At 58.7% G+C, this 24,320-nt stretch carries 21 protein-coding genes; 6 read left to right on the top strand and 15 right to left on the bottom strand.

The genetic code is table 11. The features are described 5' to 3' along the window. Positions 1 to 20: 20 nt before the first annotated feature. From H0Z09_RS22430 to H0Z09_RS22450, 5 genes are all read right to left on the bottom strand, one after another. Positions 21 to 944, bottom strand: coding sequence for a substrate-binding domain-containing protein (locus H0Z09_RS22430; protein WP_186693577.1), 924 nt, complete (start codon positions 942 to 944; stop codon positions 21 to 23). Between the two features lie 1,111 nt (positions 945 to 2,055). Further along, on the bottom strand, positions 2,056 to 3,498 hold the full coding sequence (locus tag H0Z09_RS22435; RefSeq protein WP_186693579.1) for a hypothetical protein: 1,443 nt from the start codon (positions 3,496 to 3,498) through the stop codon (positions 2,056 to 2,058). A 132-nt stretch (positions 3,499 to 3,630) separates the two neighbouring features. Further along, a complete protein-coding gene (locus H0Z09_RS22440; RefSeq protein ID WP_186693581.1) occupies positions 3,631 to 4,695 on the bottom strand; it encodes a lipocalin-like domain-containing protein in 1,065 nt (354 codons plus the stop codon). Further along, a complete protein-coding gene (locus tag H0Z09_RS22445) occupies positions 4,685 to 7,147 on the bottom strand; it encodes an FtsX-like permease family protein (RefSeq protein WP_186693583.1) in 2,463 nt (820 codons plus the stop codon). Before H0Z09_RS22445 ends, H0Z09_RS22440 begins: the two co-directional genes overlap by 11 nt. 1 nt (position 7,148) lies before the next feature. Continuing rightward, positions 7,149 to 7,817, bottom strand: coding sequence for an ABC transporter ATP-binding protein (locus H0Z09_RS22450; RefSeq protein WP_186693585.1), 669 nt, complete (start codon positions 7,815 to 7,817; stop codon positions 7,149 to 7,151). A gap of 274 nt (positions 7,818 to 8,091) precedes the next feature. On the opposite strand from H0Z09_RS22450, the gene H0Z09_RS22455 reads away from it, so the two are divergent. Together H0Z09_RS22455 and arnT are read left to right on the top strand one after the other, a co-directional pair. After that, positions 8,092 to 8,754, top strand: coding sequence for a histidine phosphatase family protein (locus H0Z09_RS22455; RefSeq protein WP_186693587.1), 663 nt, complete (start codon positions 8,092 to 8,094; stop codon positions 8,752 to 8,754). 177 nt (positions 8,755 to 8,931) lie between these two features. Further along, positions 8,932 to 10,614 carry a lipid IV(A) 4-amino-4-deoxy-L-arabinosyltransferase gene (gene arnT, locus H0Z09_RS22460; protein WP_186693590.1) on the top strand — a complete coding sequence of 561 codons (1,683 nt, stop codon included), beginning with the start codon at positions 8,932 to 8,934 and terminating at the stop codon, positions 10,612 to 10,614. Here the strand turns inward: arnT and H0Z09_RS22465 are convergent. From H0Z09_RS22465 to H0Z09_RS22490, 6 genes are all read right to left on the bottom strand, one after another. Then, positions 10,586 to 11,296, bottom strand: coding sequence for an AAA family ATPase (locus H0Z09_RS22465; RefSeq protein ID WP_186693592.1), 711 nt, complete (start codon positions 11,294 to 11,296; stop codon positions 10,586 to 10,588). The two genes, arnT and H0Z09_RS22465, sit on opposite strands and share 29 nt — an antisense overlap. Beyond that, positions 11,296 to 12,033, bottom strand: coding sequence for an ABC transporter permease (locus H0Z09_RS22470; protein WP_186693594.1), 738 nt, complete (start codon positions 12,031 to 12,033; stop codon positions 11,296 to 11,298). Before H0Z09_RS22470 ends, H0Z09_RS22465 begins: the two co-directional genes overlap by 1 nt. A gap of 8 nt (positions 12,034 to 12,041) precedes the next feature. Beyond that, positions 12,042 to 13,235 carry a YcaO-like family protein gene (locus H0Z09_RS22475; RefSeq protein WP_238340289.1) on the bottom strand — a complete coding sequence of 398 codons (1,194 nt, stop codon included), beginning with the start codon at positions 13,233 to 13,235 and terminating at the stop codon, positions 12,042 to 12,044. Next, complete coding sequence (locus H0Z09_RS22480) at positions 13,222 to 14,028, bottom strand: SagB/ThcOx family dehydrogenase (RefSeq protein ID WP_186693596.1); 807 nt, start codon at positions 14,026 to 14,028, stop codon at positions 13,222 to 13,224. The genes H0Z09_RS22475 and H0Z09_RS22480 overlap by 14 nt, the downstream gene beginning before the upstream one ends. Beyond that, positions 14,025 to 14,882: an McbB family protein gene (locus tag H0Z09_RS22485; protein WP_186693598.1), complete on the bottom strand. Its 858-nt coding sequence runs from the start codon at positions 14,880 to 14,882 to the stop codon at positions 14,025 to 14,027. The genes H0Z09_RS22480 and H0Z09_RS22485 overlap by 4 nt, the downstream gene beginning before the upstream one ends. A 92-nt stretch (positions 14,883 to 14,974) precedes the next feature. Continuing rightward, complete coding sequence (locus H0Z09_RS22490; protein WP_157697313.1) at positions 14,975 to 15,142, bottom strand: hypothetical protein; 168 nt, start codon at positions 15,140 to 15,142, stop codon at positions 14,975 to 14,977. An 897-nt stretch (positions 15,143 to 16,039) separates the two neighbouring features. Between H0Z09_RS22490 and H0Z09_RS22495 the strand changes: the two genes are divergently transcribed. Then, positions 16,040 to 16,315 carry a DUF3077 domain-containing protein gene (locus H0Z09_RS22495; RefSeq protein ID WP_186693600.1) on the top strand — a complete coding sequence of 92 codons (276 nt, stop codon included), beginning with the start codon at positions 16,040 to 16,042 and terminating at the stop codon, positions 16,313 to 16,315. A 341-nt stretch (positions 16,316 to 16,656) separates the two neighbouring features. Here H0Z09_RS22495 and H0Z09_RS22500 read toward each other — a convergent pair whose 3' ends face one another. Further along, positions 16,657 to 17,589 carry a pyridoxamine 5'-phosphate oxidase family protein gene (locus H0Z09_RS22500; protein WP_186693602.1) on the bottom strand — a complete coding sequence of 311 codons (933 nt, stop codon included), beginning with the start codon at positions 17,587 to 17,589 and terminating at the stop codon, positions 16,657 to 16,659. 168 nt (positions 17,590 to 17,757) lie between these two features. Between H0Z09_RS22500 and H0Z09_RS22505 the strand changes: the two genes are divergently transcribed. Beyond that, positions 17,758 to 18,834, top strand: a complete 1,077-nt coding sequence (locus tag H0Z09_RS22505; RefSeq protein WP_186693604.1) for an aldo/keto reductase — start codon at positions 17,758 to 17,760, stop codon at positions 18,832 to 18,834. Positions 18,835 to 19,076: 242 nt separating this feature from the next. Next, positions 19,077 to 20,288: a DUF1835 domain-containing protein gene (locus H0Z09_RS22510; RefSeq protein ID WP_186693606.1), complete on the top strand. Its 1,212-nt coding sequence runs from the start codon at positions 19,077 to 19,079 to the stop codon at positions 20,286 to 20,288. A gap of 42 nt (positions 20,289 to 20,330) precedes the next feature. Here the strand turns inward: H0Z09_RS22510 and H0Z09_RS22515 are convergent, their stop codons facing one another. Genes H0Z09_RS22515 through gabT form a run of 3 tightly spaced genes read right to left on the bottom strand, consistent with a single transcriptional unit; the run spans position 20,331 to position 22,849 of the window. Continuing rightward, entirely contained in the window at positions 20,331 to 20,819 is a 489-nt protein-coding gene (locus tag H0Z09_RS22515) for an Lrp/AsnC family transcriptional regulator (protein ID WP_010449292.1), read from the bottom strand. A 45-nt stretch (positions 20,820 to 20,864) separates the two neighbouring features. Then, positions 20,865 to 21,509 (bottom strand): 2-haloalkanoic acid dehalogenase, encoded by a 645-nt coding sequence (locus H0Z09_RS22520; RefSeq protein WP_186693608.1) that lies wholly within the window; start codon positions 21,507 to 21,509, stop codon positions 20,865 to 20,867. Positions 21,510 to 21,556: 47 nt separating this feature from the next. Continuing rightward, a complete protein-coding gene (gabT, locus tag H0Z09_RS22525; protein ID WP_186693610.1) occupies positions 21,557 to 22,849 on the bottom strand; it encodes a 4-aminobutyrate--2-oxoglutarate transaminase in 1,293 nt (430 codons plus the stop codon). 194 nt (positions 22,850 to 23,043) lie between these two features. Here gabT and H0Z09_RS22530 point away from each other — a divergent pair, with 194 nt between their 5' ends. Then, a complete protein-coding gene (locus H0Z09_RS22530) occupies positions 23,044 to 23,970 on the top strand; it encodes a glyoxylate/hydroxypyruvate reductase A (RefSeq protein WP_186693611.1) in 927 nt (308 codons plus the stop codon). The last annotated feature ends 350 nt before the right edge of the window (positions 23,971 to 24,320 follow it).

Here is a 24,320-nt window from a genome sequence, read left to right on the forward strand (position 1 = left end):
TTGCGTGGGGCCTGGGTGACTTACCAGCTGAAATCCTTGGCCTTGGCCTGGTCGATCAGGGTGATGTCCACCGGAACCGTGGCCGGCACGTGCGCGCCCCACTTCCTGGCCAGGGCAATGCCCAGGGCGAGGCGGATCTGATCGCGCGGGTATTGCGCCGAGGTGGCGATGAACTTGCTGCCTGGCTTCTGAATGGCCTTGATGGCCTCCGGCGCGCCGTCGACGCTGACCAGTTTCACGTCCATGCCGCTGGCTTCGATGGCCGACAGCGCGCCGAGCGAGCCGTTGTCATTCACGCTGAAAATGCCCTTGAGGGTAGGCTGGGCCTGCAGCATGTTCTCGGTGACCGTCAGCGCCTGGTCACGTTCCTGCTTACCGTTCTGGATGCTGACAATCTTCATCTCCGGATGCTTGGCCACCGCCTCTTTGCAACCGCGCACGCGCTCCAGGATCGGCACCACGGCAATGCCGTCGAGAATCGCGATATTGCCTTTGCCACCGATGTTCTTGGCCAGGTATTCACAGGCCTGGAAGCCGGCGTCGAAGTTTTTCGAACCGACAAAGGAGTCCAGCGGCCCTTCCGCCTGGGCATCGACCGCCACGACCACCACACCGGCCGCATGGGCGGATTTGACGGCCGACTGTACACCCACCGAATCGGTGGGGTTGATCAGCAGGATATCGATGCCTTTTTGCAGCATGTCTTCGACGTCACTGACCTGCTTGGACACATCATGGCGGGCGTCGGTGATGATCACTTTCGCGCCGATGCTCGCCCCGGCTTCTTCCAGGGCGTTTTTCATGGTGACGAAATAGGGGTTGTTGATTTCCTGGAAGGACGCGCCGATGCGGATCGGCTTGGCAGCGTCGGCGAAAGCGGGAGCAGCGGTGCCGAGGGTGATGCTTACAGCCAATAAACACAGGGTTTTCGGAAGCATTTTCATGGCGTGGTTCTCTGTTTTGTTTTTATTTTTAGAGCAAATGTTATCGTTAACATTTTGTCAGAAACTAGCAAGGAAATGAGGGCTGTGCAAGGGGCCGTTGGTCAGTCTAGGTTTGAGTGTGGGTGGGGGTTGGCTACCGTGGCGGCCTTCGGGCCGACCAGGCGGTGAGTTGGACCTGTGTACATATCCGTTATTTGGGTCACGGCGGCTATGGGTTCCGCTCTTACAGCGGCTCACTTTTGAAGAGCGCAAAAGTAAGCAAAACGCTCATGCCCCACCACTCGGCACCTCGCCTAGGCTCGGTGTGCCCGAACGCAGGCTGGAATCCGTGGGCCGCCGCCACGCGCCATCCATGGCGCGGGGCGGCTAACCCGGCGTCCTGCCGGGTTACCCACGGATTCAAGCCTGCGTTCGGCCAGCGTGGTTGACGGGGCGCCTGAGATCAAAATCAAAAGCCAGATCAAGAGCCAGAGCCAGAGCCAGAGCCAGAGCCAGAGCCAGAGCCAGAGCCAGAGCAGACTGAGGTCTACCTGATGTGTGTAGATCAAACTGTGGGAGCGGGCTTGCTCGCGAATGCGGTGGATCAGTAACAGATGTAGTCACTGGCACACCGCATTCGCGAGCAAGCCCGCTCCCACAGTTTTAACCGAGTACACCAGCCCCATCACCGGTCGGCTCTAAGGCCGCCGCGCTCTTGCTTTTGATCTCGGATCGCCCCGTCAACCACGCTGGCCGGAATTCGACAGTGATTTGGGGGGTAAACCGGCAGGGATGCCGGTTTAGCCGCCCACGCGCCATGGATGGCGCGTGGGCGGCGGCCCCCCAAATCAGTGTCGGATTACGGGCATGCCGAGCCCAGGCGAGGCACCGAGTGGTGGGGCGAGGACCTTTTGGTTACTTTTTGCTGGGCCGGCATTCCGGTCCTTCCAAAAGTGACCCGCTGTAAGAGCGGAACCCTAAGCCGCCGTTACCGCAGCAACGGATATGTACACCGTCAAACCCAACCAGCCTGGTCGGCCCAAAGGCCGCCACGGCAGATACCCATCTCACTTTCCCAGCAAAAAGGGGACAGCCCTGTCAGGCTGCCCCCCGGTTTATTTACACCATTGAATCAATGGATGATGTCTTGGGTGCAGATATGCCCAAAGGTCACGTAAGACACGTTATCGCCCCCCACGCCAACACCCGGAAACTCTTCCAGCTCAATACGCCAGCCACCGAAGTTGAAGGTAGTGTCCCAGTTGTAGGAAACGCCCGTGCTGCTATCCGCGAACTGCACACGGTTTTCGCCGAAGCACTCACCGAGACCGGCGGTGGCCTTGGACGTGCCCGAACTGTCGGTGGTGGCCTTGAAGTCGGTCCAATTGAAATCGGCCCCTTCGAAGTGCTTGTCGACACGCAACACCGGCGTGACACCCAGCAGCGGTGTACCCGTGGAGTCGGACCAGTTGGTGGACCAGGTCAAGGTCCGTGCAGCCTGGGTCGCCATCCAGTATATCGATGCCGGCACCCGCACGATGTTGTCCCCCTTCACGTCCGAGGTGTTCAAACGCGGCGTGGAACCCAGGCTCAGCTGATAGGCCTTGGTCGGGTCCTGTGCCACGCCAGGATTGGCCCGCACACGCACTTTCACGGTAGTGCCCGGCGTAACGCTTGGGTAAGTCGAGGTGGAACCGGCCGGCACGGTGACCCAGTTGGCGCCATCGAAACGGTCGAAAATCCACTGCTCACGGCTGCCGTTCTCGTCGCCGGCCAGGTACATGCTCACACTTTGGCCGCGCACCGCCTTGAAGTCGAAGTAATCGACATCGTTCGCGCTGTCGAGGTTGCCAGTGACCTTGTTCATCGAATCCGGCAGCACAAAGGCTGTCTGCGCCGTGTCGTTGGGCTCGTAGGCATCGATGTTGGCGTCTACCGCCACGCCAAAGCTGAACTGCGAGCTGCTCGCCACCTTGGCCACCATGTACCAGTAGTAATCACCGGCCGGCAACACACCGTCGAGGTATTCATCGGCAGTGCCCGCGGCGTCCGATGAGCCCACGACACTGAGGTTACCCTGGCCGTCGTCCTGGAACAGCATCAGCGACATATCGGTGCCCGCGCTCTGATTGACCAACTGCACCTGGATCCGCGCGTTCTGCGGCAGGTTGAAGTGATAGGCGAACTCCTCACCCTGCCCTACGCCGTCAATGGTGTAGAGGGTGTTGATGTCCAGGGTGGGGAACAGCGGCTCGAAGGCAGCGACGGCAGCACTTTTCGGCGCGACCTGGCTCGGTTTTTTCAGCTCGCCGATCACGGTGTTGAAGGGTGCAGTCTTGACCGTCTGGGTGGCAGCCTTGGACTGGCCGGTCTTGGCCGCCTGCAGTTTTTGCTTGAGGCTGGCCGGCACCTTCGCCGCGTCCAGCTTGCCACCGGATTTGAGCGCTTTATCCACGGCCTGCCTGACCGCTTCTGCGCTGAGTGTTTGAGGGGTTTGCTCTGCCAGGGCAAAGGCCGAAACGAAGCAGGAGGCCGCCAGGGCCGCGCCCAGCATAAAGGCTTTTTTCGATTTCATTTTTTATCCATCCATAGTTAAAAACTGAAGGTCAGGTGACATCCGGTCACCTGGGATGGAATGTAGGATACAACTGGATGCATGTACAGTATTTTTTTGATAATCCAAGAAATAAAGCCTACAGAAACCGCCCTAATACCCGGTCATCTCCAGATACCCCACCCCACCTTCGAACTGCACCGGCCCCTCCCAGTACGGAATACTCAGGTTCATCCAGGCGTTCGGGTTGACGGCACGGGTAATGATATCCAGCTGTTTGCCCGGAATTTTCAGTGACCAGCGTGTGGGAATCTTGCGGCCGTCGATGTCGGTGGTTTCCAGCGGCGTCAGCTGGATGTCGGCGTTGTGCAGGGTTTGGGTACGGCCCTCGCGATCGATCCAGGTGCCGGTCAGGTAGGCCGCCCCGTCGGTTTGCCGCACGCGGAACAGCATCACCTGCTCGCCACGGTCCAGGTGCAGGGAGAACCAGTCCCAACCGGTCTGGCTGGCGGTCAGCGGTTGGCTGCTCCATTCGCGGTCGAGCCAGGCCGGGCCGGTGACCTGATAGACCTTGCCGTCAATGCTGACGCTGCCCTTGGCGTTGAAAAACGGCTGGCTGTAGTAATACGACGCCTGGCCCTGGTCGGATTTGCGGCTGTAGCCGTTGTCGCCCTGCAGTACCAACGGGCGTGTGGAAGTCAGGTGCAGGTCGTAGGCGAACTGCGCGCCGCCGGCCTTGAGTTGCATGTCCGACAATGGGCTGGCGGCGCCGGGGCGGGTGGCGAACGTCCAGTCGTCGATCCAGGCGTCGAACGGCACCGCCTGGGCGCCGGCCTGGCCGACGCCACCTCGGGCGAAGCGTTCGGCTGCGTAGTGGCGGGTGGCGGACGTGACGGCAGCGTGGCCAAGCCAGAGGGTTGAATCGCGCCAGCCTGCCTGGGTCGGTCCGGCCTTGAGGGCGTTTCGAAACAGCGTCCATTGCACGCCGAACAGATCGCCCTGCGCATCCTTGAGGTTGGCGGTGACGTACCACCACTCAATGCGATAACCGGCATGAGGGCCATGGTCTTCGGGGAAGCTGAACACTTTGCCGGGCACGACCTGGACGAAGTCCGCCGCATCGCTGCCCAGGCCGGCGAAGCTTTCCTGGGGCGCCGGGGCTTTGTCGCAAGCGGCCAATAACAACACAAACGCCCACAGCAGGCCCTTAGTCTTCATTGGCAAACGTCCTCAACAAATCCGCCGGACGGCTGCGGTACAACTGCCACAACGGCCAGGCCGAGGCCAGCAAAGTCGCGAGCAGCGCCAGCCCCAGCAATTGCGCGAGCTGCCACGGGAACACCTGCAACGGCAGGCGCCAACCGAACGCCTGCACATTGATCACCGCATCCAGGCACCAGGCCAACAACAGGCCGAGGGGCAAGGCCAGCATCAGCGTCAGTACCGCCAGCAGCCAGGTCTGGCCCAGATTGAGCAGCATCAATTGCCGTCGGGTAACGCCCAGCGCCCACAGCGGAGCGAGTTGGCCCAGGCGGCTCTGGCTCTGGGTCAACAGGCTGATAAACAGCGCTACGCCGGCCACCCCCAAGGTCAGACTATTGAGCGCGGCCGTGGCGGCGAAGGTGCGTTCGAACACCTGGCTCGACCAGCCCTTGAGTTGTTGTTGATCGATGATGCGGCTGTCTTGCAGGGCGAACTCGCGTTGCACCTCACGTATCAACGGCGCCACATCCGACGGTGCCACGCGCAGGTTGAAACGCGCCGGCGACAGCCCCGGCCAGTGCGCCAGCAAGTGGTCGGCATTGACCAGGACGTGGCCCTTGGGGTTGCCGTAATCGGCGTAGATGCCCACCAACCTGGGCGCCCATACGCCCTGGGGCGTCGGTATGCTCACGGTATCGCCGAGCTGCACGTCGAGCCTGCGCGCCAGTTGCTCGCTGAGCATCAACGTGTCGCCTTGCTGCAGCTGGTCCCAGGGGTCGCCTGTCGCCTCGAGCAACGGCCAATGCTGGCGATAGGTCGGGTCGTCGACCACCCCAAACAGGTCTGCCGGCCAGCCCTTCAACTGTACCGAGACCTGCCAGGTGGGCAGCACAGTCCGCACCAACGGTTGCTGCGCCAGCCAGCCGCCGAGCTGCTGTGCCTGCGCCGGGTCTTGCGGGTTGAGGTAAAGCTCGGCGGTGAGACGTTGCTCCAGCCAATTGTTGAAGGTGTGACGAAACCCCGAGGTCATGGAGCCCGCGCCGATATTCGCGGCCAGGGCCAAGAGCAACGCCATCAGAGCCAGGCTCAGGGCCGGCAGTTGCTGGCGGCAGTCGGCGAGAAACCATTGGCCAAGCACCGAACGGCTGCGTCCCAATACCGCCTTGAGCAGGCCATTGAGCACCACCGGCAAACCCAGGGCGGCACCCAGCAGCAACGCGGCCATCAGCACAAAACCGGCGGCCAGGCTGTCACCCAGCCACAGCGCCAGCACGGCGATCAACAGCGCTGCACCGGCCACCCAACCTTGACGCCGCAACCAGCGCCCATGCGCCTCATGCCAGGCCTGGGCATTGGCCAGGGCCAGCAACGGCAAGCGGGCCGCCCGCCATAGGCTGCTGGCACCGGCCAGCAACGCACCGAGCAGGCTCAAGCCAAGCCCCGCCGCCCACCACCACGGGCTCAGATTCAATTGCCCCGGCAACTCGGCGCCATACAGGCCACGCAGGCTGGCGGCCACATCCGGCAGCAGCAGGCTGGCCAGCAGGTAGCCGCTGGCCACGCCGAGCACGCCCCCCAGCAGGGACAACATACCGAGTTCTACGCTGAGACTGAGGATCAACATCCGCACACTGACCCCGCAGGCGCGCAACGTACGCAGCAGCCCGCGGCGTTGTTCCAGGGCCAGGCCGATGGCGGCGTGCACGATAAACAACCCCACCAAAAAGGACAGGAAGCCCAGTGCATCAAGGTTAAGGTGAAAGCTCTCGGTGAGGCGCGCCAGGTTATTGTCCTCGCCCTGTTTGAGTTGCAACCCGGCGGGCGGCGTGGGCTGGCCGGCGGCGAAGGCGTTGTCCAGCAGCAGGCGCGACAGGCGCTCGGGCATGTCCAGCACGGGTTGGGCAAAACCGATGTCGGTGAGCAACAGGCCGGGCGCCATCTGCGCCTGGGCTTGCAGCGGCGGCAGCGAGTGGCCACTCAGGGTGGTCGGCTGCTGGCCCTCGTGCAGGCCCAAGGACTGCAAGGTCTGCGGCGCAATCCAGGTGCGCCCCGGCGGGTCAAAAAATGCCAGCATCTGCGCCTGGCTCAAGCGCTGCCCCGCCACCGCGCCACTGCCGGGCAACGACAGCGGGTCGATGCCCATCAATTGCAGCCGTACGTCTTCCATCCCCTTGAGCTGCACCCGCCCCTGCACCACCGGGGACACCGGCCACCCGGCGCGGCGCAACTGGGCAAACAGCGCCTGGGGGAAACTGGCACCGTCCGGCGCGCTGAGGCTGGCCTGGGGTTCACCACCGATCAACTGGCTGGCGCGGGCGTAGCTGTCGCGCGCCTGGCTGTTGAGGGCTTGCACGCCGATCAGCAGCGCGGTGGCCAGCCACAAGCCGGTGAGTACGCTGAAAAACTGCACGGGGTGGCGGCGCCAATGGCTGAGCAGCGCGCGCAAGGTCCAATGGAACACCGCCATCTCAAGCGCCGCTCGCGGGGACGACACGGCCGCGGTGCAGCACCACCTGCCGGTCCAGCCGCGCGGCAATGCGTGGGCTGTGGGTGACCATCAACAGGCTGGTGGGGCTGTCGCGCAGCAGGTCCAGCAGCAGCTGCAGCACCTCGTCGCTGGTGGCTTCGTCAAGGTTGCCGGTGGGCTCGTCGGCCAATAACAGGCCCGGTCGCGACGCCAACGCGCGGCCCACGGCCACCCGTTGCTGCTGGCCACCGGAGAGTTGCTCCGGGTAGCGCTTGAGCAGATCGCCCAGGCCCAGGCGCTCCACCAACTGCGCCTGCCATTGCCGGTCAAACCGGCCCGCCAGCCGCGCCTGGAACGCCAGGTTGTCCTCGACCCGCAAACTGCCGATCAGGTTGAACTGCTGGAACACCAGGCCGATTTGCGTACGCCGCCAATGGGCCAGTTGCGCCTCGCTGAGTTGGTCGAGGCGTTGCTCACCGACCTGGATGCTGCCGCCATCCACCCGATCCAGCCCCGCCACCAGGTGTAACAGGGTGCTCTTGCCGCTGCCCGACTCGCCCATCAACGCCAGGCTGCGGCGCTCGGCCAGGTGCAGATCCACACCCGCCAACACCGCCAACGGGCCCTGGGGAGTGGCGTAGCTTTTAAACACACCGTGCACCTGCAACATGACAACACTCGCTTGATGGGTGGCTATCGAGAATAACGGCTGTCGCTCAACGCCACGCAAATTTTTCACATGGATTTCACCGGCTGCCCACCCGGCCCACTCTACAGTGCCGGCCATGGTCATCCGCCGGCAACTTCCGGTCATTACGCTTGACCACTTTCAACCGCAACCTGTTCAGCGAAAAGACAGCCCCCCTGTGCCAGCTTCCGGCTCCACTACAGGCATTCGCCAACAGGTTGCGACTCACTGACACGACACTGCCCATGGTGATGATGTGGTTAACCTTACCTTGACCAAACCGCGTCCGCGACGGGCCTTTATCAAGCGCCTGCAACCGCTGTGGCTGGGGACCGCGGTGGTGGGTGTGCTGCTCGCCGGCAACCTGCTCTGGCACGCTTCGCCAACAAACCTGGGCATCGGCAACCGCCTGCTGGCATCCGACGTGCTGCCCCTGTGGCGTGACGGCGATCTGATCGTGCTGGTGCGTCATGAAGAGCGCTGCGACCGCTCGGCCAACCCCTGCCTGGGTCCTGTCGAAGGCCTGACGATCAACGGCAGCCAGCAGGCGCAAAACCTGGGGAAAGCTTTCAGAACATTGGGTATGGACAGTAGCGACGTACTCGCCAGCCCGGCCATTCGCACCGCCCAGACCTTGCGTTTCATGTTCGGCAAAAACGAGCTGACCTCCGGCCAGCAAGCCGTCTGCGGCTCGGCCATGCGCGAAGAACTGCTGAGCCACAAAACCCCGGGGCGCAACCTGGTTTTCGTCACCCACAGCGGCTGCATTGCCGACTTCGAAAGCACCCTTGGCTTTCCCCACGCCACGTTTCCCCAATACGGCAGCGCGCTGTTCGTGCAGGTGTTGCCCAACGGCACATTCAAGCCCTTGGGTATCGTCAACAACCCGGATTGGCCCGCCGCATTGAAGCAACTCTAGCCACGTTCCCGCCGGCCTGTTCAGTAAAAAGACAGCGCTGTTCTGGCATGTTGAGTTGCGCCCTTTATTCAAGGCCGTCATGAATTTTTTCCGTAACCCAGTGAATGCTGTGACCTCTTCTTCCATCAGTTCATTACTTCAACAACCCACCACTAAACGTCAGGGAGCGACGTCTGCATGACTCGATTGAAACCCCTGCCAATCCTGTTGCTGGCCTTTGCCGCGTTTTACCTGCTGCCCCTGGGCTTGCACGGTTTATGGACGCCCGATGAAACCCGCTACGCCCAGATCAGCCAGGAAATGCTCCAGAGCGGCAACTGGATAGCGCCGCATTTCATGGGTATCCGCTACTTCGAAAAACCCGCCGGCGGCTACTGGTTGATCGCCTTGGGCCAGGCGGTGTTCGGCCAGAACCTGTTCGGTGTGCGCATCGCCTCGGCCGTGACAAGCGGCCTGAGCGTGCTGCTCGCCTACCTGATTGCCCGCCGGTTGTGGAATGACCCACGCAAAAGTTTTGCCTGCGCCCTGCTCTACCTGAGCTTCGGGCTGGTTGCGGGGCAAGCGGGCTATTCCAATCTCGATCCGCCATTCACCCTGTGGGTCAACCTGAGCCTGGTGGCCCTGTGGTTTGCACTCGACAGCGCCACACTGCGTGGCCGTCTAGGGGCCTGGGCGGTCGTGGGCCTGGCCTGCGCCATGGGTTTGCTGACCAAGGGCTTCCTGGCCTGGGTGCTGCCGGTGTTGGTTGCCGTGCCTTACATGCTCTGGCAACGCCGGCTGGGCGAATTGCTGCGCCATGGCCCGTTGGCCATGCTGGTGGCGGTGCTGGTAAGCCTGCCGTGGATGCTGGCGGTGCATTTGCAGGAACCGGACTTCTGGCGCTTCTTTTTCTGGAATGAACACATTCGCCGTTTCAGCGCCGACAACGCGCAACACGTGCGGCCCTGGTGGTTCTTCCTGCCGATCATCGCGGTGTCGTGCCTGCCTTGGGCAGGACTGCTCCCCGCCACCTTGCGCAAGGCCTGGCAGGAAAAGCGCCACCCCGCGATCCTCTTCCTGGCCTTGTGGCTGCTATTGCCCCTGGGTTTGTTCAGCCTGAGCAACGGCAAACTGCCGACCTACATCATGCCGTGCCTGCTGCCCCTGGCATTGCTGATGGGGCATACCCTGGTCGACCTGATCAGCAGCGGCCGCGCCCGCACAATTTGCCTCAACGGCCTGCTCAACTTTGTGATCGGCATGGTCGCCATGATCGGCCTGATCTACCTGCAAATCGCAAGGCCGCTGTACAGCAACAGCCACGCCGAGATGTTCAGCCTGTCCCTGGCCTTTATCGTCTTGCTGGGGTGGGTCCTCAGCAACCTGCTGCAAGCCTTTCGCCCGCTGACGTTGTGGGCAATGCCGGCCCTGGGCATTGGCCTGTTGGTGATACTGCTGCCGGCGAGCATGCCGGGGTGGATCGCCAACAACGAAATGCCCGACCAGTTTGTGCTTGAACACCTGCAGGAACTGCAGCAGACCAACGCCCTGCTGAGCAACGAACTCGACAGCGCCAGCGCCCTGGCCTGGCGCCTGCAGCGTCCCGAAGTCGCGCTGTACGACACCGAGGGTGAGTTGCGCTACGGCCTGCAATACGCCGGCGCGGTGCAACGCAAAGTGGAATTGGAACAGGTCCAGACCTGGCTCAACGACGCGCGCCAGCACGGCTCCGTAGGGGTGCTGATGCGGGTCAGCAGTACCAGTGAAATGCGCGAGGCAGGGCAACTGCCGCCTGGCGGCAAGCGATACTACAAAGGCTGTCTGGAACTGATCCTGTACCCGCAGTTACCCGCTACTCACGCAGGCTCGCCGCCTGAATAAAAGCTTCATCCAGGCTCTTGGCACCGTACGCACTCATAAAGCCTGGCGCGTCGTTGAAGCGATTGAAGCGGCGCTGGCTGAGCATGTAGAAATCATCGCAGTGCGCGACGATCTCATCGACGTTGTGCGATGAAACCAGCACCGCCACACCCTCCGCCGCCGCCCCCTCCAGGCATCGCCAGATGTGATAGCGAAACTCAGGATCGACACCCGCGGTGGGCTCATCGAGTATCACAAGGTCAGCGTTGGCGCAGAGCAGCGACAAGGTGAAAAACCAGCGCTTTTCGCCGTAGCTGCAGAGCGAGGATTTTTTGTTCCAGATTTCACAGTAACGCTGCGCAATGCCAGGGCTCCATTGCTCGATTTTATCCAGCGCATGTGCTCGGGTGACCTGGGTGTCGGCGCAAAAAAGCATGGTCATTTTGAAGATGTCGAACATACGCAATACCGCCGGCGTGCTGATGACTTGCGAGAGATAAAGCAGCTTCGAAAAAGAGTTGGTTATCTCGCCGCCATCCATTTTCTTCAGGCCACAAATCACGTCAAAAAAGGTGGTTTTACCGGAGCCGTTAGGGCCCAGCAGACCGGAGATCGAACCCGCCTTAACTTCGAGCGAGGCATTATCGAACAACGTATGGGATGCATATCTGACATCAAGCGAACTTACGATTAGCCGCGCCATCAATAACGACTCCAGACAGGGTTAACCCGTAGAAAGCGAACCATTAGTAGAAATGTAATCGCAAATAAAACACCCACTATCAGGACAACCCATCCGTGTTCCGCCACCCCAGCCAACATAATATTGTTTGCCCATTCCATCGGATTAAAAAATCGAATGACGGTAAGTGTGGGGTGTGAAGAACTGATACTTACGATGCCGAGTGCCAACATTGCCAAGGATAAAATTGAATAAATCGTGCTGGCGTTCTGAAAACCTACGGGAACCAGCGTCAATAAAAGCGAAGGGATGGAGAAGAGGAGGAAACAAATATAGAACCGTCCGATGATGACGAGGTATTCGGCGACTTGAACAGAGGGCTGCCGCGTCAATACGTAGAAAACGGAGCAATACAGTATTGAAACGACCGAATAGGCAAAAAACTGCCCGGCAAGGAAGATGATTTTCGTACGAGGGGTATAGACGAAAGACCGTAGAAAGCCGCTTTCTCTGCGGCCTACGATGTAAAACGCCAAACCGAAGAACGCCACACTTGAAGACACGAAAGCGTAAAACCAGGAAGTGCTGGACATGTAATCGTCGTACGCGCCACTCGCTGGCGCCCTCGTGTACGTGATCAGATAGTACGTCACTACCGGAGAAATGACTGTCCAAAACAATGCGACAGGCTCTTTCAATTGTTCTTTGATGAACAATAGCGCTAACAGAATGGGTTTAGACATAGAGTGCAGAGTCATTACTCACCTCATGGAAACGGAACCATTTTTTCTGACCGAGAGCTCAGTATTGAAGACTTAAACCCTTTAGAGTATTTATTTACTGAATTAAAGTTTTTTGAGTTATTCATATGAAGAAATAGATCAGGAGAAACGTATTTAACAAAAACCCCTCCTTTTCCGTCAACCCGTTCAATTTTTGAATAAAAATAGCCAAAAACATCCAGTTGCCTTAATACATCTAACAATCGCGGCAGTGTGAAATCCTGCGAGGGTCTGGAATTTCCACACTCCAAAACATCCGTAATATCCTGATAGGTCTCGTAAGTATTGCAACTTAGAAAATAGCGTATGTAAGAATCTTCGAGCATTTCTTCTCTAGAATCAGTTGCAACAAATAAATTCATAAAACGAAAAGTCTGCCATAACTCAAGCAAGGACTTCTCCATTGCCACAGACATATCCAATGCATAAGCCATCCCTGCACAATATTTAACGTGATGACTAACATTGCTTTGCCCAAATACAACCAGCATACAAACCCCGGGGAATCTAACGTCGGAGATATCTAAAAATATAATTTCTCCTGAAGCTGCAAGAGCGTTATATAAATGCCGAACCTCTTGCCTCTTCAACAACTCTTTGGCATGCATTGCGGAAATCCGAGTACAGCATTTTTTCGTGAGCCAGAACCTGATAAGAAACTGGCGTTCTAGATACTCCTTCACGGCCCCAAAAAAGGCGATATTTGGGTTCCAATGAAAGCTGCATCCGCATGTATCTCGGAGAGGATAGAATAAGCTGTCTTTACCTAATCTATACGATGAAAGCGAAATACAGGCGGTTGGGATAAAACATTTTGAAAAGTCAGAGGCTCTAACAACTTCACTCAAGAAAAACTCATACCCTTCAATCTCCGCACACGACGTTTTTTTTGATGCCGTTTGTACAAGTGCTTTCGAAAAACTACAAATTTCATGGTCTGCTAAAGTTTCGCCGAGACATCCGCGCTTTATTGAAACGACCTCCCTGTAAAAATGACGACGCTCAAAATATTCACCTAAGGCGGTTTTGATCGAGTTGGAACCACCCCCAATCCCCGATCCATTTACTGAAAAGGCGTCTGAAACTTCAACAGAGTGAGGTAGAGTGAGAATGCACGCAGGCTGAAAAAGCACTGTTCCCGGCAAATCCGGCTTATTCATTGCATTAATAAGTTTCATGCTGCTTGCCTATAAAATGAACGCACATTGGAAAGAACAGGGCTGGATTTATTCCTAAAGCCTTACAAAGCATGGAGTCTGTGTATGCGGACCAAAGCCGACACGCCAACCCCAAGGATTTAGCTTGAAGTTCGACAAGCATGTAAATTGAACCAACTTCCATCAGTGCCATCCGGTACCCACGATACCGATATTTGAACAAGTTTTTAGGCATATAAACTGCGTAAATTAGCGCTAGGCTGGGCATTCCAATGTCATGAGATAAGGGCAGCAGCGCTGCTTTCAACTCTTCGATATCCGTCCCAATCTGCATCACTTCGAATTTTCTGGATCCGGGAAGCAAATGGAGGATTTTTCCTACGCAGGGCCAATTAGAATTTTCCTCAGTCAGCGAGCAGAGGAAAATTTCTGCAGGGTAAAGCGCTCCCCCGCTAGGATATCCTCTTTTATATGAGTCACTACTCCGTGAAAGTAGTGGCCACATCAGCTTTTCAACATCCGAGAAATTTAAAGGCAGAGGTGAAAAATGTTTACACGACTCATTTCTGTACGACGACTTCTCTCTGTCCTCTTGGGACAGCGTCATTTCCACCGTTAGATTCATATCGGGATAAAAAGTCAGTTCATTCCCGGTCAGTTGGGCAAGATGCTTTTCATCCAAACGATGAAGGCACGTACGTTCTTTAATCGCGTTATGAAAGGTAAAATTCCCCTTACAATGAAAATCAAGCACATCCTCATATACCGAAGGATCTATGAATCTAAAATAGTAATCAAGGGGAATATTTTTCATCCGTCCGCCCTCAAGCAATCACACATATACCAGTGCGAATTAGACTCTTCAAAAACCTGGCCATCAACCAATTGAAGGTATGAACTGTGCAGGACATTATCTTGGTACTTAAACCCGTCACTATGCTCGGTGAAAAATCTTATTTTTTTGCTAACCGCACCGACAATAATCATTTCCTGATATAGACTTAGTGTATTAGCAGGAACGCCTACTTGTCGATTCCTACAGAACGACAGAATGCTTGACCAGTTGTTCTTTGCTGGCATTATCGCCTCATTATTAATAAGTCTATCAACGGCACAGAAATGACAAGGGTTTCCTATTTCTGGTATATAAGGTTGCCCTATGCAAAAAACGCTACCCATTTGCCAGCAAACGCATATAGCGCTTTTAGGTGACGCACGCGCCAGATCAAAATATAGATTCTTGACGCTTTCATAGTCATACGAATAGCACAACAAGACGATAAAAAATCTGAACGTCTTATCCGAGTCAACCAGCCCACTTTTGAACGATTTAAATTCCAAACAGCCAGACAGCTCGCCCCTGAATAACTCTTCAACGTCAACCTTACCTTTCCAATCATGGATAATGATCGTTTTTTCAAAATACATTTCTTCAACACATTTGAATGGAATGATTTTTTCCAAAAACTCGAATGCGTCATTTTGAACTAATCCATTTTCCGCGAGTACTTCATCCAACTCTACCTTAGTCATTACATTCGATAATTTTAATTTTCTAAGCACATTGAGCAGAGGCTCTGAATGGATTTTAGAAATTCCGACGTCAGACACGACAAGACTTTCTTTGTCAAGATTCAGAATTTCATAATTGGGTATTATTATATTCATGGCGCTATATCCCGTAGAGGTTTTCTGGCAAGCCAGAAAACCTCAGTAGGTGAGTGAATACTGAGTCTACTCATCCGCAGCTGGGGGCTCCGTTATCGAATTATGGCAACCGCCACTTCCTCCATTACATCCGCCGCCGCCGCCACATCCTCCGCTACCACCGCACCCGCCTTGGCTCCCAGACGCACCGGCGTTACCTGCATACGGGTTGAATCCAGACTCACTATCAAAACTAAAAACAAACTCTCCAAACTTTTCATTGTTCATTTCGATTCTCCACTTTAGGTACAACATTCACTTTTCGCCGCTTAGCAACAAGCGACAAAAATAAATCTAGCCTTTTCGGAAAAAATCGCAATTTATAAAAAAAGGCAATGTAGGAAAGTTACCTACTATCATTAGGAATTTTCACTCACTAATATCGGACGTTCAACAGTTGCGAGATAACATTAAAACTGCTCCGCACCTTGCTTAACAAACTCGTTTTTTTATTAAATTAATGCCTTACGAACGTATTCGCCTATAAGAAGCAGTAAGGTCCAACGCAGAGGTTTTTTGCAGGACAATCGCAATTCCCACAAAGATATAGAAAACAATCCGACAAGTGGCACTGTATGGTCCGTTCTCCAATGTTTTTTGAACCTGACTGGACTGCGCTTCGTCGCCAAGCAACGCGTCCGAATTATTGGTTGGCATCCCTGCAGCACCTTCCTCTCCTCCCGGCTGCGAATAGGGCCTGCACGAGTAAGAAACGGCACGGTAGCCTGGATTGCAGGCAAAATCGCGGGCAAGGACCAGGGCCAGCAGAGCTAACGTTATGGGTTAGGGCAGTCTGGGAATCCAACATATGGCACCATTTCAATGGTGCACCAACAACCGTCGGACCGCTCTTACACAACTTTCGGGTTGCGTCTGATGAGACTCGCCGCTAACCTTCGCGGGTCGCTGCAAATTCAGCGAATGGGTGTGGTAGCCCAGTTTTTTCATAGACCCCAAAACGCTCAAGGGCGTTTTTTTGTGCGGGCTGCTTTGTGGCGGCTGTGCATGGGAGGCTTCGGCCTGCCGGGTTTCTATGACCGGTCTACCACCCCGTGTACAGTCGCCTCCTGACTTCGTGTGGTAGCGAAATGGAGGTGCTCATTCATAGGAGCTTCGCCATGAAAAAGGTCACACCTAATCCCCCGACGTCCACATCGGACGACAATCCGCAAACACCTCCCGATGTCATCTTCACCGTTCGTCCCGGTCTCAGTACTGAAGCTGCGTTGAGCAATGCCAGCGAGATGCTTGAGTCAGCCACCGTCTGCGCCTACGACTGCGCCGAGCGCCTTGATAGGCAAAGCCGCAAGCAGGTGCTTGCAGTGGTGCAGATGATCGAGATTGCGCAGTTGTTGGTCGATGAGGCGCTAAACCGGGAATGCCCGGTGGCCTGAACTCAAGAACATAGCCCCTCGAACGAAGCGGAACGCTGTGGGAGTTATCGAGCGTTGGCGCGGCTGTGATGAGCCTAGTCAGACGGTCAATTCGTCGGCTGACAGGACGCCTTCGCAGCCTCGCCAAGGCTCGACAGCTCCCACATGGCATTGCGGAGCCTGTGGTATCACCAGCCGAGCACTTTCTGCCCATTCACACCGATCAAATGTGGGCGCTGGCTTGCCTGCGAAAGCGGTGTATCAGGTCCCATTTCTTCCAGCAGTGCCGCCGCCTTCGCAGCCTCGCTAAAGCTCGACAGCCCCCACATTTGATCCCACAGGCTGCGCGAAATGTTGCGTGGCTACCAATGCCCCATCCCCAGACTGAACGGCGAAAATTCCGCAAGCACCCACCTCAACGCCAACGCCGCCGGGCGCCGGACCGTGTGCTCCACGGTTACCGTCCACACGCGTTGGGCGCCCTCGTACAGCGCCACTTGCGGGCCGTCGAGGACCAACGATGTGCGTCCGGACAGTTGCAGCACATCGCCCGATGCAAAATCGATGAACAACAACCCCGCCACCGGGTTCACCTGCAGATTACCCAGGGTATTAAAGAACAGGTTGCCGGCGAAGTCGGGGATGGTCAGTACGTTGCCTTCAACCCGCACAAAGCCGGTGTTGCCGCCACGGTGGGAAACGTCCACCGAGCGTTGGCCGTGCGCCTCGATGTAGCTGGCGACGAAGAAGGTGTCGGCGTTGCGGATCAAGGCCTGTGCCGCTTCGTCGAGCCCGTTCAGGCGTTCGACCAGGGTGCCGGGTTTGCGGGCGACGGCGTCGACTGGCCGCAGTTGGATGTACTTGGGGCAGTTGCCGAAGGCCTGCACCACGTCGACCGAAAAGCCCTCATGATCGACCGCGCCGACACGCCCGTTCATGCGGTTGCGGCGGCGGGTGTTGAGGTCGATGCCCAGCAAGCCTACCGATGCGCCGGGCTGCAGTGCGTTACGCGCCGGATCGCCCACGGACGGCAGGCTGTCGATCTGCAACGTCAGTGGGTCCGGCGAGTGGGCGAAACCTGGTGCACCTTCAATCATCGTGGCCCAGGGAATGCCCTGTTCGTCCACCACACCCAGCATCAGGTACGGCAACAAGGGATAGAAATCCCGATGTTGTTCCGGCAAGTGATCGCGAATTACCTTGGGCCCGATCATCGCCATCCGGTCGGCCACGCCAACTGCTGCTTGCATCTGCCGTTCGCCGGCATGCCAGGGAGTTTGTTCGATCGGGTTCATGGCACGCACCAGTGGAATCACCAGAATCAACAATCCAGCATTTCACCGGATGAAGCAATCCGGTCGGCGCGTTGGTGAGACAGCCGCACGAAGTTTTCACGAAAAAATTCAAACTATCGCCACCCCTGTCGTTCACACTTTCACGTGCAATGCAAAGTAGGAGGCGACATGCAATACCGACAACTGGGCCATTCCGGCCTGCTGGTGTCCGAAATCATCCTGGGCACCGTGCCCTTTGGCGGTCGCGCCGAATTTGAACAATGCGGATCGGTGGACGTGCCCCAAGCCAAGCGCATGTTCGACATCGCGTTCGACGCGGGTGTGAACATGGTCGACACCGCCGACCTTTATTCCCACGGGTTGGCGGAAGAAGTGGTCGCAAAGGCCCTGGGCGACAAGCGCAACGAGATCCTGCTGGCCACCAAAGGCCGCAGCCCCGTGGACAAGAATCCGAACAATTCCGGCTCATCGCGCTACCACTTGATTCGTGCGTGCGAAGCCAGCTTGAAACGCTTGGGCACCGACCATATCGACCTGTACCAATTGCACAATTGGGACGGCATGACGCCCATCGAGGAAACCCTCGAAGCGCTGCGGCTGCTGGTGGGCTCGGGCAAAATCCGCTATTTCGGCACCAGTAATTTCACCGCCTGGCAAATGATGAAAACCCTGGGCAAGGCCGAGCTGCACGGCATGCTCAAACCCATCACCCAGCAGATCTACTACACCCCGGAATCCCGCGAGGCCGAGTATGAGCTGCTGCCGCTGGCGCTGGACCAGCACGTGGGCACCCTGGTGTGGGGGCCGATGGGCGAAGGCTTGTTGACCGGTTCGACCCGGCGCGGGCACAAGCCGCCCGCCAATACCCGCCAGGGCAGCGGCTGGCCGGAACCCTATGTGCATGACCAGGAGCGCGCGCTGGACATCATCGAGACCCTCGCCGCCGTCGGCGATGAGCACGGTGTCTCGGTTGCGCGCACGTGCCTGGCCTGGCTCAAGGATCGACCGGGCATCACCTCGCTGATCATCGGCGCCCGCACCGAAGCGCACCTGCGCGACAACCTGGCGGCCACCGAACTGAAGCTGACCGAGGAACAATCCTCGCGCATTGAAGCGGTGACGCGTCGCCAGCCGTTGTATCCGTATTGGCATCGGTTTACCGCCGGGATCGACCGCTTTGACCCGGCGGAGCAGCCGTTTCTGGCGGAGCATCAGAAGACCATGGATGCGCGTAAGGACAAGTAGCGCAGACACACAACAGACCAAAACCTGTGGGAGCGGCAGTGCGACGATTCGCCTTGCTCGCTCCCACATTTGCTCGGTGTGAACCCCTGTAATTTGCAATCGAACACGACACCTCCTATATTTTCCGCCTGGCGCTCTCTACGCCACCTTCCGCGGAAAGGGCTGCGCCCAAGACCTTGCAACACTCTCTTTGTCTACGACTCCCCACCTTGAAGCGGAAAAGGTTTGTGCAAGGAGATCGTATGTCCCGTCACTTCAACACCAATGGCCGCCTCAACCTGGAGCAGCAGCGCAAGCGCGCCAAGGAACTGTTGCCGCGCCTCAAAGCCCAGGACCCGAAGGCCACCCTGTCCCAGGCTCAATGGGAGATTGCCAAACAGCTGGGTTTCAGCAGTTGGCCCAAACTCAAGGCGCATGTGGATGCCATCGACTTCGCCAGCCGCCACCCCGACTTCGCAGCCAGCGATGAAGCCCGCACCACGCACTGGCGCTGCGGCAATGATATTGCGCACAGCCTGCAAGTTGCCGGGTTCAAGGGGCAATTCCAGATGCTCAGCGATCCGCTGTGCATGGGCCCGGTTCGCGACTTGCCCGACGATGAATTCCGCGCCATGCGCAGCGCCTTTATCAGCCAGGCCTTTGCCATCGACGCAGCCCAGGTAACCCGCCGCGTCGCCGACGAATACGACCAGCTCGCCACCTTGGGCACCGCCGAGCACAGCGTGCTGTGGTGCGAGGCGGATGCCTACGACCAGTTGTTCCTGATCCGCGCGCTCGCCGGCCTGGCACAGGCACCGCGTAGGCTGGAGTTGATCGAAGTCGACCGTATCCCAGGGGTCGAACGCTTTATCGGCATCGGCCAGTTGGCCCCTGATGTACTCGCCTGGCTGTGGCCGCAGCGACGGCTGATCGGTGACGACGCGGTGCAATTGGCCAGGCAGGCCTGGTCGGCGTATTGCGCACCGTCACCCGAGGCCTTGGCCAAGCTGGCCAACGGCACCCATGCCGCCCTGCCTTTGCTGGCATCCGCGCTGTTGCGCCAGTTGCAGGAATTGCCGGGTATCCGGGATGGCTTATCGCTGACCGAACGCCTGGCCCTGACCTGCATTGCCGAGGCCGGGCCAGTGCCCTTCGGCCGGGTGTTCGCCGAGTTGATGAGCCAGCGCGAGCCGCTGCCCTTCCTGGGGGACATGATGTTTCATGCGCTGTTGCGGCCGTTGATCGACGGCGAGCAGCCCTTGCTCACCGAAACCGAGACGCACCAGGACTGGCCACGACGCCCGCTGGCACTGACCCCACTGGGCCATGACGTGCTCAACGCACAGGCGTATTGGCCCGACCATGCTTCGCACGAGCGTTGGGTGGGCGGCACCTGCATCAGGCCCGGCGAACCTCATTGGACGGTGGATGCAAACAATCGTCCGGTGCGGCGTATCCAACCTTCAGTCACATAAGCAAGGGCCTATAAACCGAGGTCGCCTGCCAGGCAGGCGATTTCAATGCCGCAGCAACTTGCGCAGCGGCACGCCGTCCTTGAGCACCGGGGACTTGATCACGATATAACTGAAGTACTTGGAAATGCCGATGTTCTTGTCCAGCAGGCTTTCGACCACTTCCTGGTAGTGCTGGATGCTGCGGGTCATGAAGCGCACCAGGTAATCGTAGCCGCCGCTGATCAAGTGGCATTCGAGCACTTCATCGACCAGGCGGATGTTGGATTCGAACTTGGCGAAGTCTTCACGTTTGTGGTCGCTGAGGGTGATCTCGGTAAACACCGTGACCGAATCCGTGATCTTGGCAAGGTTCAAGTGCGCCTTGTAGCTGGAGATATAGCCTGCCGACTCCAGCCGCTTGACCCGTTGCAGGCAGGGGCTGGCGGACAGGCCCACGGCATCGGCGAGGCTGACATTGGTCATCCGGCCGTCTTTTTGCAGTTCGACCAGAATGCTGATGTCGATCCGGTCCAGCTTGACTTGCCCTTCCATTGCGTACCTCTTGACTGCCGTTTGTAAGACAATCTTCTAGCAAAATCAGCGCCGTAAAGACAGCTGATGCTGCGCCACCAGATCCGCCATGCTGTTGATGCAGTAGTCAGCCGCGCAAGGCGAGGGCTGCCGGGCGCGATGGCGGCCGATCAGGCAGCGGTCCAGCGCCACCTGCGTGCCGACCGATGGTCGGGTGATATGCAACGTCGGCTGCGCCTCGGCGCCTTGTCGGTTGAGCCATTGTGGGTCCTCGGCCAGGGAAATGAAGTCTTCCGGTGCAATCCCCAGCCGCTCGCACAACACGCCGCGGTCTTGCGCATCGCGGTCGCCGCGGACCAACAGGCGGTAGAACTTGCGCAAGTACAACATCGCGCCCGGCGCATCCTCGAACAATGACCAGTTGCCTGCCGAACGGGCAAAGCTCATGCCCTCCTCCCAACTGGCGTGCTGCCCCCACGTCTCGGCGAGTTGGCGATGGGCGAAACACAACACGCCACTGAAGCCCAGCTCGGCGAAGCGCGGGTAGAGCGTGGCCACCACGTCGTTGAATTCGGCCAGCACCTGTTCCCTGGACGGCTGCCCGCCACGGTTGTCGAGCAGCGGTTGCAAGGCCGCCCACACCCCCGAGTCGCGGTCCACCAGCACTTCATCGCAATCGATCAGTAACGCTCGATAATCTGTCAGCCCCATGGTGGGTCACGCCTCCTTGATGCTTTTATCCCGTAGCGGGCACAGCCTCAGTTCAAGACCCGTGCCAAGGCCGCGTCGAGAATCTGCAACGCTTCGTCAACCTGAGCCTCAGTGGTCACCAGCGGCGCGAGGAAGCGCAGCACGTTGCGGTACACACCGCATTTGATCACCAGCAAGCCACCGGCACGGGCGGCATCGATCACCCGTTGGTTGAGGTCGGCATCCGGGGTGCGCGCCGGGTCATTCTTGATCAGCTCGATGGCCAGCATGAAGCCGGTTCCGCGTACATCGCCGATAACCGGATAGCGCGCCTGCAAACCAAGCAGGCCCTGGCGCAGGCGTTCGCCCAGGACCTGGCTGCGCGCCAGCAATTGCTCTTGTTCGAACGCATCGATCACCGCCAGCGCCGCCGCGCAGGCCAAGGCATTGCCGCCATAGGTGCCACCGAGACCGCCGGGCAGCGGTGCGTCCATGATCTGCGCCTTGCCGACCACCCCGGACAACGGCAAGCCGCCGGCCAGGCTCTTGGCCACGGTGACCAGGTCGGGCTGGATACCGGCGTGCTCGAAACCGAACCAGGTACCGGTGCGGCCGAAGCCGGTCTGGATCTCGTCGAGGATCAACACGATGCCGTGCTTGTCAGCTAACGTGCGCAGCGCCTGGAGAAACTCCGACGGCGCGGCGAGGAAACCGCCATCGCCCTGCACCGGCTCGATGAGGATCGCCGCCACGCGTTCCGGCGCCACTTGGGTCGCCAGCAATTCATCGAGGGCCTTGAGTGCGAGATCGCTGGTCACGCCGCGATACGCGTTCGGGTAAGGCGTGTGGAACACTTCCGGCGCAAACGGCCCGAAGTTCTGTTTGTAGGGCTGGCTCATGCCGGTGAGCGTGGTGCCCAGCAAGGTACGGCCGTGGAACCCGCCGCGAAAGGCGATGACCGCCGAACGATTGGTGTGGGCGCGGGCGATTTTCACCGCATTTTCCACCGCCTCGGCACCCGAGGTGAAGAACGCCGCTTTATAGGCCTCCTGCCCGCCGATCATTTCACACAGGCGCTGGGCCAGGTCGAGGTAAGGCTGGTAGGCCACCACCTGGAAACAGGCGTGGGACACCTTCTGCAACTGGGCTTGCACGGCAGCCACCACCTTGGGGTGGTTGTGGCCGATATTGAGCACGCCAATGCCGCCGACGAAATCCAGATAACGCTTGCCATCCACATCCCACAACTCGGCACCCTGCGCGCGGTCGATCACCAGCGGGTGCGCGGTGACCAGCCCACGCGGCACGAACTGCTCGCGCTGACGGAGCAAATGAGGGGTTTCGTCGACTTTGCTGTTCATGGCATTTCCCATCGTGAGTCCGGCAACCGGGAGGTGGTTGCGATGCTCTCCAGATTACGGTGTGCGGGCAACGCACTACGCCGAACTTGCCCCGCAGGACATTCGTATCGACTGTTTTGCCCCCGCGTTTCAACAGATCCTGCGCCGGGCTTTGGGCGATGATGATCGCTACCCTCATCGCGCAGGAAACCTCCATGGCCTTGCTCTATAAAGCCGACCCGGTACGTGGCCAACACTGGCAGGCGCTCTTTGCCGAACAGGCGCCGGATATTGCCTGGCGCGCCTGGCCGGACCTCGGCAACCCCGCAGACATCGAATACCTCGCCGCCTGGACGGCACCGGACGACGTGGCGCAATTGCTGCCCAACCTGAAAGTGTTGTTTGCGCTGTCGGCCGGGGTCGACCAGCTCGACCTTTCGCGTTTGCCGCCTGATTTGCCCGTGGTGCGCCTGCTGGACCCCGGCATTACCCGTGGCATGTGCGAATACGCCAGTTGGGCGGTGCTCAGCCTGCACCGGGATATGTTGCGCTATCGCCAGCAACAGGTTGCGCGGTGCTGGCAGGCGCACCTGTTGCAGCCGGCGGCGAACCGCCGCGTGGGCGTGATGGGCTTGGGCGCCCAGGCGCAGCAGATTCTGGCGACACTGGCGCCGCTGGGGTTTGCCTTGTCGGGCTGGGCGCGCAGTGCGCATCAGATCGCGGGGGTGGACTGCTACGCCGGTGAGCAGCAATTGCCGGCATTCCTGAGCCAGTGCGACATTCTGTTGTGTGTGCTGCCGCTGACCGAGCAGACCCAGGGGATTCTCAACCATCGCCTGTTTGACCAACTGCCCCGTGGAGCGGCATTGATCAACATGGGCCGTGGCGGGCATCTGGTGGAAGCGGATTTGCTGGCTGCGCTGGGCAGCGGGCAGTTGAGCGGCGCGGTGCTGGATGTGCTGCAGGAAGAGCCGGCACCGGCGAATCATGCGTTCTGGGATCACCCGCAGGTTGTGCTCACGCCCCACATTGCGGCGATGACCCAACCGCACAGTGCGTTTGGGGTGTTGCTGGAGAATATCCGACGGTTTGAACGCGGTGAGCCGATGGTGGGTGAGGTGGATCGATCACTGGGTTACTGATGATCAACATAGGGAGGTTGTCGACGCCGAGATTACGTTCTCAGGCACAACCCAACTCCACCTGGCGCAGCCGAGCCCCTGTGGGAGCTGTCGAGCTTTAGCGAGGCTGCGATAGCGGTGGGTCAGGCAATGAAAATGCCAGCAGTACCGCCGCCTTCGCAGCCTCGCCGGGGCTCGACAGCTCCCACAGTTGATCTCGGTCGTTGCCGGAATTGCGCTCGCAGGCACAGCCCAACTTCACTTGACACAGCCGAGCCCTTGTGGGAGCTGTCGAGCTTTAGCGAGGCTGCGATAGCGGTGGGTCAGGCAATGAAAATGCCAGCAGTACCGCCGCCTTCGCAGCCTCGCCG

The sequence above is a fragment of the Pseudomonas sp. SWRI18 genome (assembly GCF_014268345.1).
GTDB lineage: Bacteria > Pseudomonadota > Gammaproteobacteria > Pseudomonadales > Pseudomonadaceae > Aquipseudomonas > Aquipseudomonas cedrina.